General features: G+C 52.8%; 21 protein-coding genes. 10 read left to right on the top strand and 11 right to left on the bottom strand.

The window, feature by feature from the left end; genetic code table 11:
* Nucleotides 1-32: 32 nt before the first annotated feature.
* From EG886_RS06910 to EG886_RS06900, 3 genes are all read left to right on the top strand, one after another.
* The gene (locus tag EG886_RS06910; RefSeq protein WP_124727445.1) at nt 33-1,265 is read left to right on the top strand and encodes an ABC transporter substrate-binding protein; all 1,233 of its coding nucleotides are present in this window, start codon (nt 33-35) and stop codon (nt 1,263-1,265) included.
* Between the two features lie 84 nt (nt 1,266-1,349).
* Nucleotides 1,350-2,240 (top strand): carbohydrate ABC transporter permease, encoded by an 891-nt coding sequence (locus tag EG886_RS06905; protein ID WP_124727444.1) that lies wholly within the window; start codon nt 1,350-1,352, stop codon nt 2,238-2,240.
* A 19-nt stretch (nt 2,241-2,259) separates the two neighbouring features.
* Nucleotides 2,260-3,078 carry a carbohydrate ABC transporter permease gene (locus EG886_RS06900; RefSeq protein ID WP_124727443.1) on the top strand — a complete coding sequence of 273 codons (819 nt, stop codon included), beginning with the start codon at nt 2,260-2,262 and terminating at the stop codon, nt 3,076-3,078.
* A 385-nt stretch (nt 3,079-3,463) separates the two neighbouring features.
* On the opposite strand, the gene EG886_RS06895 is transcribed toward EG886_RS06900, so the two are convergent.
* The 6 genes from EG886_RS06895 to EG886_RS06870 form a co-directional block, all read right to left on the bottom strand.
* Nucleotides 3,464-4,249 carry a hypothetical protein gene (locus EG886_RS06895; RefSeq protein ID WP_124727442.1) on the bottom strand — a complete coding sequence of 262 codons (786 nt, stop codon included), beginning with the start codon at nt 4,247-4,249 and terminating at the stop codon, nt 3,464-3,466.
* A gap of 433 nt (nt 4,250-4,682) precedes the next feature.
* Nucleotides 4,683-5,396, bottom strand: coding sequence for a S1 RNA-binding domain-containing protein (locus EG886_RS06890; RefSeq protein WP_124727441.1), 714 nt, complete (start codon nt 5,394-5,396; stop codon nt 4,683-4,685).
* Between the two features lie 281 nt (nt 5,397-5,677).
* Nucleotides 5,678-6,577 (bottom strand): DMT family transporter, encoded by a 900-nt coding sequence (locus tag EG886_RS06885; RefSeq protein ID WP_124727440.1) that lies wholly within the window; start codon nt 6,575-6,577, stop codon nt 5,678-5,680.
* Between the two features lie 253 nt (nt 6,578-6,830).
* Nucleotides 6,831-7,376, bottom strand: coding sequence for an NADPH-dependent FMN reductase (locus EG886_RS06880; RefSeq protein ID WP_124727439.1), 546 nt, complete (start codon nt 7,374-7,376; stop codon nt 6,831-6,833).
* Between the two features lie 102 nt (nt 7,377-7,478).
* A complete protein-coding gene (locus tag EG886_RS06875) occupies nt 7,479-8,264 on the bottom strand; it encodes a PHP domain-containing protein (RefSeq protein WP_124727438.1) in 786 nt (261 codons plus the stop codon).
* A gap of 108 nt (nt 8,265-8,372) precedes the next feature.
* On the bottom strand, nt 8,373-8,909 hold the full coding sequence (locus EG886_RS06870) for a DinB family protein (protein ID WP_124727437.1): 537 nt from the start codon (nt 8,907-8,909) through the stop codon (nt 8,373-8,375).
* A 123-nt stretch (nt 8,910-9,032) separates the two neighbouring features.
* Between EG886_RS06870 and EG886_RS06865 the strand changes: the two genes are divergently transcribed.
* Together EG886_RS06865 and EG886_RS06860 are read left to right on the top strand one after the other, a co-directional pair.
* Nucleotides 9,033-9,902, top strand: a complete 870-nt coding sequence (locus tag EG886_RS06865; RefSeq protein WP_164491709.1) for a GNAT family N-acetyltransferase — start codon at nt 9,033-9,035, stop codon at nt 9,900-9,902.
* 212 nt (nt 9,903-10,114) lie between these two features.
* Nucleotides 10,115-10,711, top strand: a complete 597-nt coding sequence (locus EG886_RS06860) for a TetR/AcrR family transcriptional regulator (protein WP_164491708.1) — start codon at nt 10,115-10,117, stop codon at nt 10,709-10,711.
* 111 nt (nt 10,712-10,822) lie between these two features.
* Here EG886_RS06860 and EG886_RS06855 read toward each other — a convergent pair whose 3' ends face one another.
* Both EG886_RS06855 and EG886_RS06850 read right to left on the bottom strand, forming a co-directional pair.
* Complete coding sequence (locus tag EG886_RS06855; protein ID WP_241154281.1) at nt 10,823-11,146, bottom strand: transcriptional regulator; 324 nt, start codon at nt 11,144-11,146, stop codon at nt 10,823-10,825.
* Between the two features lie 165 nt (nt 11,147-11,311).
* Nucleotides 11,312-11,695: a hypothetical protein gene (locus tag EG886_RS06850; protein ID WP_124727434.1), complete on the bottom strand. Its 384-nt coding sequence runs from the start codon at nt 11,693-11,695 to the stop codon at nt 11,312-11,314.
* A gap of 215 nt (nt 11,696-11,910) precedes the next feature.
* On the opposite strand from EG886_RS06850, the gene EG886_RS06845 reads away from it, so the two are divergent.
* A complete protein-coding gene (locus tag EG886_RS06845) occupies nt 11,911-12,744 on the top strand; it encodes a helix-turn-helix domain-containing protein (protein WP_164491707.1) in 834 nt (277 codons plus the stop codon).
* 139 nt (nt 12,745-12,883) lie between these two features.
* Here the strand turns inward: EG886_RS06845 and EG886_RS06840 are convergent, their stop codons facing one another.
* Nucleotides 12,884-13,066 (bottom strand): hypothetical protein, encoded by a 183-nt coding sequence (locus EG886_RS06840; RefSeq protein ID WP_124727432.1) that lies wholly within the window; start codon nt 13,064-13,066, stop codon nt 12,884-12,886.
* A gap of 161 nt (nt 13,067-13,227) precedes the next feature.
* Between EG886_RS06840 and EG886_RS06835 the strand changes: the two genes are divergently transcribed.
* A complete protein-coding gene (locus tag EG886_RS06835; RefSeq protein ID WP_124727431.1) occupies nt 13,228-13,674 on the top strand; it encodes a hypothetical protein in 447 nt (148 codons plus the stop codon).
* A 100-nt stretch (nt 13,675-13,774) separates the two neighbouring features.
* Nucleotides 13,775-14,017: a hypothetical protein gene (locus EG886_RS06830; RefSeq protein WP_124727430.1), complete on the top strand. Its 243-nt coding sequence runs from the start codon at nt 13,775-13,777 to the stop codon at nt 14,015-14,017.
* 72 nt (nt 14,018-14,089) lie between these two features.
* Here the strand turns inward: EG886_RS06830 and EG886_RS06825 are convergent, their stop codons facing one another.
* Together EG886_RS06825 and EG886_RS06820 are read right to left on the bottom strand one after the other, a co-directional pair.
* The gene (locus EG886_RS06825; protein WP_124727429.1) at nt 14,090-14,980 is read right to left on the bottom strand and encodes a DMT family transporter; all 891 of its coding nucleotides are present in this window, start codon (nt 14,978-14,980) and stop codon (nt 14,090-14,092) included.
* Between the two features lie 138 nt (nt 14,981-15,118).
* Nucleotides 15,119-15,307 carry a DUF896 domain-containing protein gene (locus EG886_RS06820; protein ID WP_124727428.1) on the bottom strand — a complete coding sequence of 63 codons (189 nt, stop codon included), beginning with the start codon at nt 15,305-15,307 and terminating at the stop codon, nt 15,119-15,121.
* 103 nt (nt 15,308-15,410) lie between these two features.
* Here EG886_RS06820 and EG886_RS06815 point away from each other — a divergent pair, with 103 nt between their 5' ends.
* The gene (locus EG886_RS06815) at nt 15,411-16,076 is read left to right on the top strand and encodes a YneB family resolvase-like protein (RefSeq protein WP_241154280.1); all 666 of its coding nucleotides are present in this window, start codon (nt 15,411-15,413) and stop codon (nt 16,074-16,076) included.
* Complete coding sequence (locus EG886_RS06810; protein WP_420894138.1) at nt 16,073-17,140, top strand: M42 family metallopeptidase; 1,068 nt, start codon at nt 16,073-16,075, stop codon at nt 17,138-17,140. Before EG886_RS06815 ends, EG886_RS06810 begins: the two co-directional genes overlap by 4 nt.
* Nucleotides 17,141-17,186 lie beyond the last annotated feature (46 nt).

Raw genomic sequence — 17,186 nt, 5'->3', positions numbered from 1 at the left:
AGCCTCAAGTTCAGGGAAAGGAGAATCCGTGGATGAAGAAAAAATGGCGGATGTTGACAGCGCTTACGGGTGCTCTCGCTTTGATGGTGACCGCATGCAGTTCCCCTTCCGATGAATCCGGAGGAGACCAAGTGATTCGGATCGGTGCCGCGGTGTCCAGTCCTGCGGAAAAGAAAATCCTGGAAACGCAAGTCAAGGAATTTGAAAGCAAAAATCCCGGTGTCAAAGTCAAGATCGAACCGATCACGGATGACTATCTGAAAGAAATCCAGACGATGATCGGGGCTCGCAAGGAACCGGACGTGTTTTATCTGGACAGCATGCCGGCTCCCGACCTGATTCGCCTGGGTGCCCTCGAACCGCTGGATGAATATGTGCAAAAGAACAATGTCAATCTTTCCGACTTTGAAGACTCCCTGGTGAAAGCATTCCAAGCAGACGGAAAGACCTACGGAATTCCGAAAGATTACAACACGCTCGCACTCTTCTACAACAAAAAGATGTTCCAGGAGGCCGGCATTGAGGCTCCCAAGACCTGGGCAGAGTTGAAAGAGGCGGCCCAAAAGCTGACCAAAGGGGATCGCAAAGGACTCGTGCTCAACCCCGAACTTGCCCGTTATCAGCCGTTCCTGTATCAAAACGGCGGGAAAGTTCTGGATGATCAGGGCAAACCCAGCCTGAATCTGCCGGAGAACGCCGATGCGCTTCAATTCTTCTCCGATCTGTTCGTGAAGGACAAAGTGGCCGATGTTCCGAGAAACATGGGCTTTGACTGGAGCGGTGACGCATTTGCCGAACAGAAAGCGGCCATGGTCGTGGAAGGCGGATGGCTGATCCCGTTCCTGAAGGAAAAAGCACCGGACATCGAATACGGCATCGTTGAACTGCCGGTGAAAGAAGCGGGCAAACCCAACTCCAACCTGGCGTTCACCGTTGCGTACGTCATGTCCAAAAACAGCAAGAACAAAGATGCCGCATTCAAACTGATCGAGTATCTGACCAGTGAAGAAGGGCAGGCATACGTGGTGGACAGCGGTCTGGCTCTTCCGTCCCGCAAAGCCATGGGACAGAAATTCGTTGAGAAATATCCGGAGCGGGAGGCGTTCGTGAAAGGCGCCGCTTATGCCCAACCGTTCCAGTACGGCGAATACGGGCCGAAACTGACCGACGCCGCCAACAAAGCCGTCGAATCCCTGGTTTTGAAACAGGAGTCTTCCGCAAAAGCCGCGCTGGACAAGGCCCAACAGCAAGCAGAGAAAAAATGATGGCTTGAACGGAAACGGCGGAGCGCCGCTGCATTCGGTCGCGGCGCTCCTTTTTGTCTGAGAGAGTGGACGTCAACTGGGGGGATGAATTTGCGCAGATCACTGACCGGAGATCCGCTGGCCGGCCTTCTGTTCATCTTGCCGGCGTTCGTGGCACTGACCGTGTTTCTGGTCGGCCCCATCTTGTATGCATTCTGGCTCAGCTTTCATGAATTCACGTTCATCAATCCCGATTTGTCAAAGTTTGTGGGCATCGACAACTATGTTCGCATGTTCCAGGATGAGCGGTTCCAAAAAGCCTTGTTGAACACCTCCATTTATTCTCTCGGGGTGGTTCCGACCCAGGTGTGCATCGCTTTGCTGTTGGCCTTGATCGTGGACGGCAAAGTGAGAGGACGCACGTTTTTCCGGGTTTCCTATTTTCTTCCCACCGTCACCTCCACCGTCGCCGTTTCGGTGATGTTCCTCAACCTGTTCAAAAAAGACGGAGTGGTCAACCAGTTTTTGGGGCTGTTCGGAATCGAGGGGAGAAGTTGGCTGCTTGACGTGGATTTTGCCCTGCCTTCGATCATGCTGATGGCCGTCTGGACCACGGTGGGGCAATTCATGGTGATTTATCTGGCAGGGCTTCAGGATATCCCGCAGGAACTGTATGAAGCGGCCGAAGTGGACGGAGCGGGACCGTTTCGCCGTTTCTGGCACATCACGCTTCCTCTTTTGAAGCCCACCACCTTCTTCATCGTGATCATGTCCATCATCGGCACCTTCCAGGTCTTTGACCAGATGTACGTGATCTCCAAAGGGGAAGGCGGACCGCTGGATGCCACGCTCACGGTGGTTCTCTATCTGTACAACGCGGCGTTCAAGGAGTTTGAAATGGGTTACGCTTCGGCCATGGCGTTTTTCCTCTTCTTCGTCATTCTGATTCTGACGCTGGTCCAGCGCAAATTCTTTGGGGAAGAGACCCGGATGTAGAGGAAAGGGGGAACATCCAGTGTCCAAACGAATTTGGAAAGTGCTGCTGTACACGGTGGTCATCGGGTATGCCGCTTTGACCTTGTTCCCCTTCCTGTGGTCCGTCCTCACCTCACTCAAGGCCACACCGGATGTGAGCAAGGTTTGGGTGCCTTTGGAAAAGCTCACGTTGGACAACTACATCAAGCTGATCGGCAGTGACGAATACTCGTTTTCCAAATGGTTTCTCAACAGCCTGATCGTGGCGGTCATCGTGACGGCCGGCAACTTGGTGTTCAACTCCATGGCGGGATATGCGTTGGCGAGAATCAACTTTCCGGGGAAAACGCTGTTTTTCCTGATGGTTCTCGGCGTGATGATGGTGCCGGGGCAAGTGATTCTCGTTCCGATTTACATTTTGCTCAGCTCGCTGGGCTGGGTGGACAATTACGCGGCACTGACCATTCCGTGGCTGGTGAACGGTTTCGGGATCTTCCTGATGCGTCAGTTCTTCCTGTCGATCCCGAAGGAACTGGAAGAGGCCGGATTCATCGACGGGCTGACCCGCTGGGGAGTGTTCTGGCGGATCGTCATGCCGCTGGCGCGTCCGGCACTGGCCACCCAGGCGATCTTTCAGTTCATGGGCAACTGGAACAGCTTCATGTGGCCGAACCTTTTGACCACGTCGGAGGAGATGTACACCCTGCCGGTGGGCTTGGCCACGCTGTACGGGGAATACGACGCATTCTGGAACCACATCATGGCCGGAGCCATGTTCATGACGGTACCGGTCATCATCGTGTTCCTGATCTTCCAGCGTCACTTCATCAAGGGAATCGCCACGACCGGTTTGAAATGAACCGGCGAACGTGCAAGAGAAGTGGCGGAATCGGATTCCGGGTGCATGTCTCGTCACCGCCCGTCTTCCTTGTTTCGGAAGACGGGCGATTGATTTTTTGCCTCAAACATATCCAGTGACGACTTGTGGAGATAGGGAATCGAAGAGTTTGAGGATCTCGCCGTGGATCTGACACCGCAAAAACAAAGGGCGATATGTCCACGATCTCGGTCACACACCATTCGGGACCTGCAATCCATCCCCGGCGGCAGATCCATCCGGATTGAATTTCGCCCTCCGATCAGTTGTCTTCGGCGGGGAAGGCTCAAGCAAAATCAACGTGACCGACCTATCGTTGAAAACAGTTACAGAAAAACTCCCAAGGGTTTTTGGAAGTTGTAGCATCTCAAAGCAGTGAAAGGATGAAGAGGATGATGATCCCCAACGATGCCAATGCATTCTGTTCTGTTTGTTGCTTCATGGAAAAGTTTCCAATCGCATGGATCGTCGTCATCTGGCGAAGGGTTACCAACCCTGTTACAACACTCCAAATGATTGAGTCATCCACATAGAATCGGAAGGTAGTGAAGATGCCCAGGATCATGACAAGATAAGCAACCGTCTTCACCATCTTGATCCAGCGTTTGAGGCGTTTAACATCCAAAATAGGAGTATATCCAGAATCCTCTTCTTTGGAATCGATCGCCGATTCCGCGCCTTCTAATTGATTAACATCTCCGAGCAACGATTTTGTTTGACGAATGAATTCCCAAAAAACCTCTCTCGTTTCGAGAGCAAATTCTTTGCCGGTATTGAACTCTTTATCATCTACGTGAGCAACAAATCGTGCGACAATATCTGTCAGGTTTTCTGGACGTTCTTGGAGCACTGCGGCATACTCCATGTATCTTGCTCTCAATAAGTTGAAAAATTGTTCTTCGGCTTCTTCTCCGGAACTAAACTTGATAACCGTTTGGATGTTCTCTTTGATTTCATTGGAGATGCTACTCTTGATATTTGGATTCTCCTTATGCTTTGCGTACAACTGAAGATCCACGATAAAGTATCGGAAGCAGATCAATTCAAGTTCCAACCTTGTTTCATTCACATCTGGATAATACCGCTTCAATCTTTCCGATGTCTCTTCCGGAGTAAAGAGGATGAAGTCCGTCAATTGCGAGACCAATCTCAATGAAAATACCTCTTTTCAGCAGACTTTGGTTAATGAATTCGTAGATTCCTTCGATTTTATGTCCGGAAAACAAAAAACTCCCCTGAGGAATTTTTCCGGGGAATTGTTTGTTTAACACGCAACTGTTCAAGATGCTCATCTCCAACGGGTCAATAAGAGGCTCACAAACAAGAAAAAGCCGGCGAAATTGCCGGTTTTTCATTGAGGATTCATGTACATTCCCTCGACGATCACCGATTTTACGTAATACTTGCCGGGGGAAGTCCGGATACAAGGGAACCTCAGGTTTTTATATCTGATGTATCGGTGGGTGTTGGTGTCCAATATGACGGTTCCGTTTTGAATCATTTCCATGATTTCTTCTTGCGTGGCTTCTCCGACCCTGATTTTGAACTGTTCTTTCAGATGTTGAGTGATCGTGTATTCAGCCGGGCTAAAGATCATCCCCGATTCTGTTTTCGACTTCGTTCAGGAAATGGTGGGACAGATCGCGGGTGAATTCGGCATCGGTTTCAAGGATGGCTTTTGTGGTCAGGAAGATTCCGTGTTTGTCGGCCATTTCAATGATCCTGTTTCTGCTTTCTTCGGAGACGGTACCACAAACATTTTCAATGTAGGTGAGCAGGTGTTGGATGTCTCTCGGATATCCGGCGAACGTCATGTTGACATACGTTTTTTTCTCGCTGTGGGTGCTGTCGGTGTCCATGTTGATGACCTTTTTCAGATTCAATTCTTCATGAGCAACTTTCAGCCGGTCTTTCAATGTCGCCAATTTGCTGAACGGCCTTTCGTTCTTCGGTTTCAAATTCAAGGATCGGACCGAAAACTCGAGCTTGTAGGCTTTTGTTGCGCCTTGTTTTTTCTCCTTGATCGCTTTTACCGTGGCTTCAAATTCATCGCCGACCCCCAGATAGTCTTCTATGACATCCACCTGTTCATTGGCAATTTCGCTGATATGAATCAACCCTTTGTACTTGTGTTCGTCCATGGTATGGCAAAAAGCTCCGAAGGGGACAATGCTGCAGATCTTCACCTGGACTTTGTCTCCGATTTTGTAAGGAGGCTTGGCAAAACTGGCAAATTCCGGCCATTCGTCCAGCACGCTTTTCTTTGCTTCTTCCTCGATGGCTTTATCCAATTCGGACATGGTCGACACCTCCTTAATAAAATTATATATCAAACGAAGATCAATCGTTGAAATATTCGATAATTTTTTGTTGTTCTTCGGATGCGCCTGACCCCGTCATCCGGCCCCTCATCCGTTTTCTTCGCCATGACGTTTGGATCGGAGGACCGCCGACATACCGCAAGAAAAAACACCCGTCCTGATGGACGGGATTTTCAGTCTTCGTTCCAAAAAAATCAAAAGGAAAGGGATCTCGCCGAACCGGGGGGCGATCTCATCCGGGAAGTACCGGAGCGGTTGGATCAAGTCCGTTCGTCGGAGGACGGGGATTGGGACGCTTTTCGTTTCGGCAATCGACCGGTCAGCATGAATACACTGGCAAAGATCATCAGAAGTCCGGTCACGGTTCCTGCCGTGACGGTCTCATTCAGGAGAAGCATCCCCCAGATCACGCCGAACGCCGGAGCCAGGAAGGTGACGTACGTGGTTTGGGTGGGACCGGCTTCCTTGACCAGATGAAAGTAGAGCAGGTAAGCGAAAGCCGTGCAAAGCAGGGACAAGGCGAGCATGGAAAAGGTTCCTTTCATCGACGGACTGTGTTCCGGCAGAAAGGCAATCGACCAGGGCAGCAAAAACACCGTGGCACCGGCCAATTGACCGATGGAGAGTTCCAACGCGGAACCTTGGAATGCTTTTTTGGCATAAATGCTGCCCACCGCATACAAAAAGGCGGCCAACAGCATGAAGAGCACAGCCAATACCAACGGCAAACCGTACTCCAAGGGAGCCCATCCCACCAACACGCCCACTCCGGCAAAGCCGAGCACCAGGCCGATGATCTTGGCGCGGGTGAGCGGCTCGTCCAACCAAAAACGGGCCAGGATGGCCGTGAACAGCGGTGTGGTCGCGTTCAGGATGGCCGCCGTGGACGCCGGGATGGTCAACTCGGCGCAGGAGATGAGGACAAACGGGATGGCCGCGTTCACCGCACCGAGGAGCAAAAGCTGTTTCCACCGGCGAAAGACGGTGAGTCGATGTTTCAGAAGCAGGGCATAGATGAGCAAGGCGATGAGTGCGATGCCCAAACGAAGCTCAACCAGGCCGACCGGGCCGAATTCCGGTGCGGAAATCCGGATGAAGATGAAGGATGAACCCCAGATGGCGGATAGCAGCAGCAGGATCCCCAGATTCTTCGGACTCATGTTTCTGTCAGCCCTTTCTGTTTGAAAGATGCTTCCTTTTTCACAGTATAGCAGATTCTGAAGATTGGTCGTGGAGAGGGAACGACTGGGAAAGAGGGAAGAGGGAAGAGGGAAGAGGGAAGAGGGAAGAGGGAAGAGGGAAGACGAACATACCGGATAACGCAGACAAGTTTGCAACACAAACAAAAAAACATGAAAAAAACCCTCCTTTTCCGACAGGAGGGTTGGTTTGATCCGTCAAACGGGAAAGCGATCATTTGTATGCATTGGCCGCGCGAAGCGCGGAGGTGATTTCCGCCAGCTGTTCCACCAGGTCGGTGTAGCGGCGTTGCAGGGTTTCGTCCACGATGAGATTCCCTTGAATGCGGTCTTCATCGATCACCAGTTGGTCGGGAATGACCAGGGCCCCCACGCCGCGGAGCACCGTCCGCATGTTGTTCAGGGCATTGATTCCGCCTTTGCCTCCGCCGGCCACCGCCACGATGGCAGCCGGTTTTCGACGGAATTGCTTGCCGCTCAAAAAGTCAAGGGCGTTTTTGAGCGCCCCGCTCATTCCGCTGTGATATTCCGGTGAACAAATCAGGAAGCCGTCCGCTTCGCCGGCGAGCTCCACCAATCGTTTCACCTGGGGATGGTTGGCCGTTTCTTCATCGCCGTCATAAAGCGGAAGGGCATGGTTCCGCACGTCAAATTCCAAGACTTCGATTCCTTTTGCTTTCAAAAGATCCTTGCCCGCTTCGGCGACGACCCGGGTTTTTCCGTTGGCCCGGGGGCTGCCTCCGATGACCAGGATTTTCATGTGCTCCAGTCCTTTCCGTGATTGACTCAGCAACCGGAATTGATAAAAAGCGCTTATTTGAATTGTATGTGTTTCGGTTGAATCGAGTCAAGCGAGGGTGGGTTACATGAATCTCCCCAGCGGATGGTCTTCCGTATGGAAATCGGAGCCGCCGGTTACCACCAATCGATGCCTTTCCGCCAACCTGAGGAGTTCCTTGGTGTCATGTCGGGTGTGTTTCCGGTGCCAGACCTCGATGCCGTCCATCCCTTGTTCCAGGATCTCTTCCACCAATTTGAAATCCTTGAGCAGCACGGGATGGGCCAGCACGGCCACACCTCCGGCCTCCCGGATCATCTCCACTCCCGCCTCGAGCGGAAGTTCCTTTTTCGGTACATCACACGGTTTGCCGTCAGCCAGATAGTGTTCAAACACTTCCCGCGTGTCAAACGCATATCCCTTCATCACCACGGCACGGGCGATATGGGGACGGGCGATGACGCCGCCTTTGCTGAAACGGCGTACATCCTCCAATGTGATCGGCATGCCGTTTTCACAAAATTTCTCAATGATCTTGGCCGCACGCTCTTCCCGGGCTTTCCGGAATGTTTCAAGTCGGCGGCTGATTTTTTGCTGATCGCGGATGTGGTAGCCGAGCACATCGACGTTTTTTCCCTTGAAGCGGGTGGTGATTTCCACGCCGGGAATGACGCGGATGCCCAACCGTTTTCCCGCCTCTTTCGCTTCCTCCACTCCATCCATCGTGTCGTGGTCCGTGATGGAGATGGTTTGGAGTCCGATGGAAGCAGCCAGTTCGACGATGGCTGCGGGGGAATACAACCCGTCGGAAGCGGTGGTATGAATGTGGAGGTCAAACGTGCCAGGCGTCAGGTCATCAAGAATGTTCATCTTGCCCGCCCCCTTTTTCGACGCATGATCCATAAAGTACGTCCTTTGCGTCAGGGGAGGAACGGCGGGCCGTCGAGATGCATCGGCCATCTTCACCGGAATCGCTTCTCAAGATGATTCACTCCCGAAACCGCCGAGTTCCCGCAGTCGATGTTCCACTCGTGTCCGCAATTGTTTTTCATTCAACCCTCGCCGGCAAAAATCAAACCGGACGCCGGTCATTTGCCGTGTGCGGTCCACCGCCTGTCCGAGATGGTACGCACAGTGTTCGATCAAATGATACGTCCGAAACAAATCGGGAGCGTCAACGGGGGTGTCGGACAGACAGGATGAAATCCATGCATCCATCCGGAGGGCCCATTCGGCAAATTGTTGTTCCGCCAAGCGGGCCAGCCCGTCGGGAGAGAGCGTGTCATCGGGAAAGAATTCCTCGATCCCGACGCCGTTCGAGCCCGGATGGGCATGGCGTTTCAGATGTTCCAGCATGTGCAGCACGATGCCTCCGATGCTGTTGGTGTCTGCCGTTCGGCTCCAGAGCTGGTTCCTGGTCAGACACTCCAGGGCGGCAAGCAGTTTGGGAAGGTACTGGTCCGTCATCCGAAACCGGGAGATCACCAAAAACTCGATCCATGACCGGTCCGTCATCCGTTTTCCTCCCGTCCATATTGTGTATTTTTGATTATATCACAATGGGTGGACAAATCAGGAAACGGTTCCGGTATAATCAAAATGGACAGGTGTCGATTTGAAAAAAGAGGAGAAACGACCATGGACATATGTCGCCTCAGTGAATGGAACACGGAAGAGATGGTTCGTTTGTGGAACCGGTCGTTCAGCGATTACTACAGCAACATGACCCTGGATGTGGCCGCGTTCAACGCGCGGCTCAGCCGTGAAGGATTGTCTCCGGATCACTCGCTGATCGCCGGCGTAAAGGGGGAGCCGGTCGGTTTCGTGCTCAACGGCATCAGGGAGGTCCGGGGAAGAAGGGAAGCCTGGAACGGGGGCACGGCCGTGTTGCCGGAGTTTCGCGGGCAAGGTGTGGGGCGGAGATTGATGGAAGAAACGATCCTCCTCTATCGCGGCGAGGGAGTGCAACGGGCCACCTTGGAGGCCATTTCCGTCAATGAACGGGCCATCTCCCTGTATCGGAGTCACGGATACCGTGTGGTGGACGTCATCCGCGTGTTTCAAACCGATTCATTCCGCATGTCGGGACATCCGGACGGGGGGGAGAGGGTTTTGATCCGCAAGGGTCAGCCGGAAGCCGCCGGCCGCCTCCCGTTTTACCGGCACGATGCTCCCTGGCAATCCCATTGGATGTCCGCGGTGGAGGGAGAAGCCCTGATCGTTGAAGCGGAGAACGGAGAAAGCATCGGTTATGCACTCGTGAGACGGAACCGGAACGAAAGCGGAGTGTGCACACGGATTTCGGTGACGGATTTGGGGGTTCGCCCGGACCGGCCCGACAGGGTCGACATCGCGCGAACGTTGTTGAAAGAAGCGTTTTCGGATCATCCCGAGGTTCCCGGAGTTGTCTTGCATGTGTCGGACAAAGCAAGCTGGCTTTCCGGCCTGCTTGAAGAGAGCGGTTTCAAGGTCATGGCCGAACAGGTGTACATGGAGTGGCATCCGTGAGATGACCGATCCATCTTCCTGATCGGACAGAGCAAAGGCGGATCCGGCATTTTCGCATGCGTGCAAGGAAACAGACGTTCAAAGCGGGACCGCGGAACAGGAACCATGTCGGCGCATCCCGCTTTCTTGCTTCAAACTCAGTGATTTCACCGAGAATGTGGTATCATTGAAAGTACAACTTTTCCGTGATGTGGGGCAGGTGATTGACTACCGTGAAATACAAATCCGGTGAACGGACCCAGGCCCGGATCATCGAGGCGGCCTTTCGGGTGATTGCGGAAAAGGGTTATGACGCCATGACGATTGATGACGTCATGTCGGAGATCGGGAAAACAAAAGGGTCGTTTTACGTTCACTTTCAGAGCAAAGAAGATTTGCTTCATCAGCTGATGAAAGCGAAACTGGATCGGGAGTATGGGGGAATTGCGGAGAAAACGTTGAAGGAGCTGGAAAAGCCGGATTGCAACATCCGGGAAGTCATCAGCCGGATTCTGGAAGATTGCTACAAAAGCTCCGGCGGGTCGGATCCCGGCGTTTGGGCGCAATCGTTTTATCAGGTGTTTCTGATGCACCGGAAAAACGAATACGTGAGAGAATGGATGAAGAAGCAGTACGAGATGTGGGATGAATTTTTGGAAATGGTGATCCGCCGTGGACAGGAACTCGGACAAATTCGCGACGACATTGACCCGAAAATCATCGCCACCTTGATCGTCGCAACATTTCAGGGTTACGAAATCCGTTCGACGGTGGACAAGGACCTGAATTTCTTTGAACAAGAACAGCTTTACCAACTTTTCTACACATGAACACCTGATGCCGAGGAGTCCGAATCATCGGCCTATTCAGGTTCCCCGGAGCAAACATCCGTCCCGGTGACGATGGCGAAAGGGCCATTTTGGAGTCACGGGACGGATGTTTCATTTTTTCTCCCATTGCCGTGTCACTTCGCGGATCCGGTCGATCTGCTCCCAATACTCCCGGATCGCCGCTTTTCCTTCCGACGTGATGCGGACCGTGGTATGAGGTATTTTTTTTCGCACAAACATCTTGTCGATTTGAATGTATCCCGCTTTTTCCAATTTGGAAAGGTGAGAGGACAGATTGCCCTTCGTCAGTCCGGTCAGCTCCTGCAAAAAGAGAAACTCGGCCATCGTGCAGGCTTCCAGGGCGCTCATCACCGCCAGACGGGCCGGTTCGTGAATCAGTTTGTTCAACCGTGCCATTTCCTTGAACGGCATCATCGTCAGGATCCCTCCCGATTTCCATATGGGGGATTGTTGATCTATTTATATCATAAATCAGTTTGTTGTACAAACCGAAAATAAAAAAATATAAAATCGTCCCCGTCCAGGCAGGGACGATTCAAACCGCTCCGATCGACTGGTCTTGCATCGGCGAACCGGGAATCAAGCCTGGTAAGGACTCCGGTTCTCTTCCTTTGCTTTTCGAATACGTTCCGTCAGGGCAGACAAGGGAATGTTGAAGTAAGTTCCGCTGGTGTAATCCAACTGGGCCACGAAACCTGCTGCCGAACGTGAGTGGATCAGGGGATGGACCTGGATGGTCCAACCCGGGAGCTCGGAAGCCTGCCGGATTCTCTCTTCCTGTTCCTTGTCAGTCGCCTCAAAAAATGCCACTCCGCCCGGTCGATCGAGGAAATGGTCGTGAAAGACACAATGCCCTCGCTCGCGGTCGGCGATGTACCGATTGAACAGATGGTTGGCTTCCCTCAGTTTCATCCCTTCCGGAGCACAGGCCATTACCATGAGACATCGCCGTCTGGATGTCATGTGCATCCTCCTCCTTGCCGTCTGCCGGTTTGGTTTGATTGGAGTGCGGGGGATCGGGAAAAAGATGTTGAAAACCGATCATCGGCAAATGTCTTTGTGGTTTGTTTCCGTTCATCTTCATGATCCGGAAAAACGCCGGAAAAAGCTCGGCGTTCATTGCTGCTGTGGCAGCAATCATTGCGGGGGATCACATACTCATCCGGAGGAGGGAGAACATGACATTGAGATTGAAATTGAAACACTGCAAGTTTACGGTTTTCACACTCGGAGAAGGAGAGGCTGATGAATTCCACGGTCATGAGGACGTGTACCAGGTCAGCATTCAGCTTGAGGGAATAAGCATCATGCAACATGAGAAAACCCAACGACATACAGGGTGTCCGGAAAGTCGAATGCTTTTGTCCCCGGGTCAACGCCACAGGCATCTGGCGGGCGACGGAGAAGCACGGATTTTATTGATCACCATCAAGCAGAACTTTCTGAAGAACGTCATCGCCGACCGCTTGGGCGTGCCCGAAACCGAAGTTTGCTTTGTTCCGTGGGGCCGTGACAGTTCCACGAAGGTTTTGGTTCAGCAGGTGGAACAATTGTTTCTCAGGAGTCTGTGCCATCCGCTCAGCAGGATGGAATCGGATGAATTTGAATGGAAACTTGTGTCGTTCTTGTTGTCCATCCACAAAGGTACTCACTCCAACGATTGGGTCCCGACAGCTCCTCCACCGATTGAACATCCTTCCTTGCGAAAGGGGATCGAATATCTTCATGCCAATCTTTCATCACCGATCACCTTGGACGATCTGTGCAAAATCACGGGGATCAGCAAATATCACCTGATTCGCTCATTTCAACGACATGTCGGCAGCACGCCGGGGCGTTACCTTCGGAATCTGAGATTGCATACGGCAGCACAGTTGTTGCGGAATCGCAATCATTCCATCACCTCCATCGCCTTTGAGACCGGTTTTCACAGCCTTTCTGCTTTCGAACGGGCATTCAAAAGTAAATTCGGCGTCACTCCAAGCGAATATCGCAACATGTTCTCCGTTTGATTCGTGCACAGGTCATATCCGGCGCAGCGCTATTTGTTCGATTCCTCCCGCCCGCAGAATACAGTTGAAAACATCAACTTGTTTGCAACACAAACAAAAAGATACAAAAAAAGCCCGGATCCTCCGAGCTTCAATCATCTCATGGATGAAGCATATCCATCCCTTCACCTTCGTCTTCTTCTTTCTGATCAACGGGAAACACTCCGTATGCTTCCTGGATGCCTGCCGTGATCCGTTCTTCAGGACCTCGACCGGAGGGAGCATCGGCAAGTTTACCGTCATTCAGTTCGTTTCGGCCCACGGGTCTCTTCGGATCTGCCATGTTCATTCCTCCCGATGATAAAATTGAAGTGATACACCATCAACGTGCCCCAACGGGGGAAGAAGTATGAGTCAGATGATAATTTCCGGTGAAGTCCAAACCATCCGGATCAAATGAATGGGTGGACTTCCTTCCCTGTTTGACGGAGAGGATGGATGAACATGAAAAAAGTTGCAGGGCTGAGATGGTTGGGGATTGTGCTGCTCTTCCTCGGGGCATTGGGTACGTCCCTGGGATTGGCAATCGTTCTTGAAATGGCGACCCGAGAATACGGGACTTCGTCTGACTTTTGGAGAGATGTATTGCTGGAAGATCCGGAACGTTGGGTGTGGCAAATCGGACTTTTGATCGTTATTTTCGGAATCTGGATGGTGAATCGATCGCTGATCGGAATGCTCGTTCTCGGATCGGTCGGCACGACGTTGGGCATGATCACGGCTCTTTTTATTTATCCTTTCATGGCATCAACCTTGACGGAATATTTGAGCATTGTCTGGATGAAAGCTCCGGATCGCTGGCTGTGGTTCATCGGGATTTTGATCATGGTTGCGGCAATTGGGTTGGTGAACCGATCGTTCAAAAAAGGCTCATGTACAGATCCTGAATGATCCGGCCAACATTCGATGATTTTTGGAAAGGACATCCATCATCCATTTTGATGCTGTTGTGGCGGATTGATTCGAGATCTTAAGGAGAGGGATGATGATCATGAAAAAAGTTGTGGGGCAGAAATGGTCGGGAATTGTCTTGGTCCTTCTCGGGGTCATCAGCACGATTATTGGATGGATCCCCGCTGTCTTTGTTTATCCGGGTAAAGGAATGTCTTCGTCTGAATATTGGAGTTTTGTTCTGTTGAAAGCTCCGGAGCGTTGGTTGTGGCAAATCGGGATCTTGGTCGTTGTTGCAGGAATCATCATGGTAAACCAATCGGTCAAGAAAACAAAGAGTTGATCCTGTTGCCCCATACGGTGAAACCCCCTTGGCCAAGGCCAAGGGGGTTTTTGAATGTATCGGAAGGTTTTTTCAGGATTTCGTTCGCGGGACTTTCGAAGGTCGGGTGGACAGTCCGATGCCGACAGCGATCAGCAGAGCGCCGGCAAAGAACGGAATGCCCAAGGTTTCTTCCAGCAGCCAAGCCCCGAGCAATCCGCCCACCACGGGTTGAACGAAGAAATACAGGGAACCGGTGGAGGCATCGATGTACTCGAAGCCCAAATTCCACAAGTAAAAAGCGGCTGCCGTGGATATGACGCCGATATAGAAAATGCCCGCCCATACCCAGGGATCCTGGGGAATCGTCACCGGTTTGACGGACATCTCCCACAGACACAGCGGAACGGTAAAGACGATGCCGAACAGCGTGGCCCAGAATGTGACTGTCAACGAAGAATACCGAAGTGTCAGTTTTCGGCTGAGTACGGTGTACAGCGCCCAGGTGAGCGCGGCACCGAACAGGGCCGCATTCCCCGCAACGGAAGAGCCAGAGCCTTCGGAAGGAACTCCGACCACCACCAATACCCCCAGCGTGGCCACAACCACGGCCATCCATTTGGTTCGGTTCATCTCTTCCCGGAGAAGCTTCCAAGCGAACAGGGAAATCAGCGCCGGGGATGCGGAAGTGATGAGTGAACCCATGGCCGCGCCGGACAAGTGGGTTCCGACAAATTGCAAACCGATGGATCCGGTATATCCCACCAAGCCGACCAACGCCAGTGATTGAGCATCCTTTTTGTCGATGCGATACTCCTGTTTGACCCAAGCCCACAATCCCAGCACGAGCAAAGCGATGAGGTATCGCATCTCCACCAGGACAAACGGCGGCACATGATCCATCACGGCTTTGCTGACCACGTACATGCCGCCCCAAATGGCCGCCGCCGCCGAAAGAAAGACGGGACCCTTCCACGATTTCATTCGGTTTCCTCCCCATCCAACTCCGAATTCAAGGAAAAGCCCCGGAAAAGTCGGATCCCGGGGCTTTTTCGGGTTATGTTTTCCATGAGTGGAATTCGCGAAATTGTCCGGATTTCGCTCATGGAGTATAATGAATTATCAGTTCAAGGGTTTTCGGTTGTCCACATACTGGATCCGGTCGAGCTGTTGTTTGACCTGACCGCGGATGGCCGCAAGATAAACCTTGTACAGCCGGGCCTGTTCCGCCCGCTCTTCTTCCGTGAGGCCCACGGTCTTTTTCTTTTTGGCCAATTCGTTGATACGTCGGATGAGTTCCTGATCGATCAAGGGGCTTCACTCCTTCTTCCCCACTTTATCCGAATTTGTCCATCCTTTCAAGAGACATCGAATGCCGGGAGGCTGATGAACGATTTCGTCCGAAAAAGCGGTCGTGTATGCCAGGGTCAGCACGCGCAAGGAAGAACAGGAAACAAGTCTGGACAGGCAGTGTGAAGAACTGGCAGCATGGGGAAGGGAGCGGGGATTTGAGATCATCCGGATCATCGCCGAAAGACACAGCGGCTTTGACCTGGACCGGCCGGGATTGTACGAGTTGCTCGACTTGGCCCGGAACCAAGAGGCGACCGTCGTTCTGGTGCAGGATGACACCCGGCTGGGGCGCGGGGAAGCGAAACTGGCCATCCTGCATCAGCTGTACAGGCATGGTTGCCGGATTTTTTCCATGGCGCAAAACGGAGAACTGGAACTGGATGCCGGGGACTCCATGGTCCTTTCGATTGTGGCGCGCGTGGAAGAATTCACACGAAAGATGATCAATCAGAAAATCAGTTGGGGGATGCGCCGGGCCATCCGGGAAAAAGGATTTGATCCGTCACGCAACTTGTCCAATCGCGGAAAAGGCGGGCGGGACCGGAAAGAAGTGCCGATCGAACAGATTGTCGCTCTCAAGGAAAAGAATTTGACTTTCGACGAGATCACCGCCACCCTTCGCGGATTCGGTTACCGGATTTCCAGGGCGACCGTGCACCGGAGATACCGGGAATGGAAAGAGTCTCAAGAACAACACGTCACCAGGGACGGAGGTACGGAACAATGATCGATTGGAAAATGTACGAAGAGCTGACGCAGGCATCGGGCGCACCGGGGTTTGAACGGGAAGTCCGGCAACTGGTGCGGGCCAGACTCCGGAGGTACACCGAAGAAATCATCCAAGACCGGCTGGGGAGCATCTTCGGGATCAAACGCGGCGCGGAAAACGGGCCGAAAGTGATGGTGGCCGGACACATGGATGAAGTGGCGTTCATGATCACCCGGGTCACGCCGGAAGGATTCCTCCGGTTTCAAACGATGGGCGGCTGGTGGTCCCAAGTGCTTCCTGCGCAGCGCGTCGACGTGATCGCCAAAGACGGCAGGAAGATTCACGGGGTGATCGGTTCCGTTCCGCTTCATTTGTTGTCCGAAGAGAAGCGTCGCAAACCCTTGACTCTGTCCGAGATGTTCATCGACATCGGGGCCGAAAACGAGGATCAGGTGAGAGAATGGGGCATCGACACCGGGTGTGTGGCCGTTCCCCATTGCCCGTTCGTCGAACTGGAAGGCGGAAAGCGAATCATGAGCAAGGCATGGGACAACCGGTTTGGCTGCGGCATGGCGATCGAGCTTTTGAAAGCGCTTCGCGATGAAGATCACCCGAACACCGTTTACGCCGGTGCCACCGTGCAGGAAGAAGTGGGTCTTCGCGGAGCCAAAACGGCGGCCGCCCTCATCCGACCCGATCTGTTCTTCGCCGTGGATGCCGGTCCGGCCGGCGACACGCCCGGAGTGAAAAACGGATTCGGCAAATTGGGCAAGGGAGTGGTCATCCGGCTCATTGACCGCAGCATGATCACGCTTCCGGGGATGAGAGACTTCCTTTTGGATGTCGCCGAATCGGAAAACATTCCGTACCAGTTCTTCGTTTCTCAGGGAGGAACGGATGCGGGACGCGTGCACCGGACGGACAAGGGAGTGCCGTCCGCGGCCTTGGGGATTTGTTCGCGTTACATCCATTCCCACGCCTCCATCGTGGACAAGGAAGACATCGAAGCGATGAAGCGTTTCCTGATTGCCGTCATCAAACGACTGGATCACTCCACCATGCAACTGATCATGAATCAATGACAGGGTTCCGCAAAACTCTCCGGCGACCATGACGGACGTCCATCCG

This window comes from Staphylospora marina (genome assembly GCF_003856495.1).
GTDB lineage: Bacteria > Bacillota > Bacilli > Thermoactinomycetales > Thermoactinomycetaceae > Staphylospora > Staphylospora marina.
This window is presented reverse-complemented; position numbering and strand designations above follow the sequence as displayed.

Bases quoted from the DNA above. Each gene is read 5' to 3' on its own strand.
- EG886_RS06855 (WP_241154281.1), bottom strand. From the start codon at position 11,146: ATGATGCCGTTCAAGGAAATGGCACGGTTGAACAAACTGATTCACGAA.
- EG886_RS06885 (WP_124727440.1), bottom strand. From the start codon at position 6,577: ATGAGTCCGAAGAATCTGGGGATCCTGCTGCTGCTATCCGCCATCTGG.
- EG886_RS06865 (WP_164491709.1), top strand. From the start codon at position 9,033: ATGGACATATGTCGCCTCAGTGAATGGAACACGGAAGAGATGGTTCGT.
- EG886_RS06850 (WP_124727434.1), bottom strand. From the start codon at position 11,695: ATGACATCCAGACGGCGATGTCTCATGGTAATGGCCTGTGCTCCGGAA.
- EG886_RS06845 (WP_164491707.1), top strand. From the start codon at position 11,911: ATGACATTGAGATTGAAATTGAAACACTGCAAGTTTACGGTTTTCACA.
- EG886_RS06835 (WP_124727431.1), top strand. From the start codon at position 13,228: ATGAAAAAAGTTGCAGGGCTGAGATGGTTGGGGATTGTGCTGCTCTTC.
- EG886_RS06870 (WP_124727437.1), bottom strand. From the start codon at position 8,909: ATGACGGACCGGTCATGGATCGAGTTTTTGGTGATCTCCCGGTTTCGG.
- EG886_RS06875 (WP_124727438.1), bottom strand. From the start codon at position 8,264: ATGAACATTCTTGATGACCTGACGCCTGGCACGTTTGACCTCCACATT.
- EG886_RS06810 (WP_420894138.1), top strand. From the start codon at position 16,073: ATGATCGATTGGAAAATGTACGAAGAGCTGACGCAGGCATCGGGCGCA.
- EG886_RS06890 (WP_124727441.1), bottom strand. From the start codon at position 5,396: ATGTCCGAATTGGATAAAGCCATCGAGGAAGAAGCAAAGAAAAGCGTG.
- EG886_RS06905 (WP_124727444.1), top strand. From the start codon at position 1,350: ATGAATTTGCGCAGATCACTGACCGGAGATCCGCTGGCCGGCCTTCTG.
- EG886_RS06825 (WP_124727429.1), bottom strand. From the start codon at position 14,980: ATGAAATCGTGGAAGGGTCCCGTCTTTCTTTCGGCGGCGGCGGCCATT.
- EG886_RS06880 (WP_124727439.1), bottom strand. From the start codon at position 7,376: ATGAAAATCCTGGTCATCGGAGGCAGCCCCCGGGCCAACGGAAAAACC.
- EG886_RS06840 (WP_124727432.1), bottom strand. From the start codon at position 13,066: ATGGCAGATCCGAAGAGACCCGTGGGCCGAAACGAACTGAATGACGGT.
- EG886_RS06910 (WP_124727445.1), top strand. From the start codon at position 33: ATGAAGAAAAAATGGCGGATGTTGACAGCGCTTACGGGTGCTCTCGCT.
- EG886_RS06830 (WP_124727430.1), top strand. From the start codon at position 13,775: ATGAAAAAAGTTGTGGGGCAGAAATGGTCGGGAATTGTCTTGGTCCTT.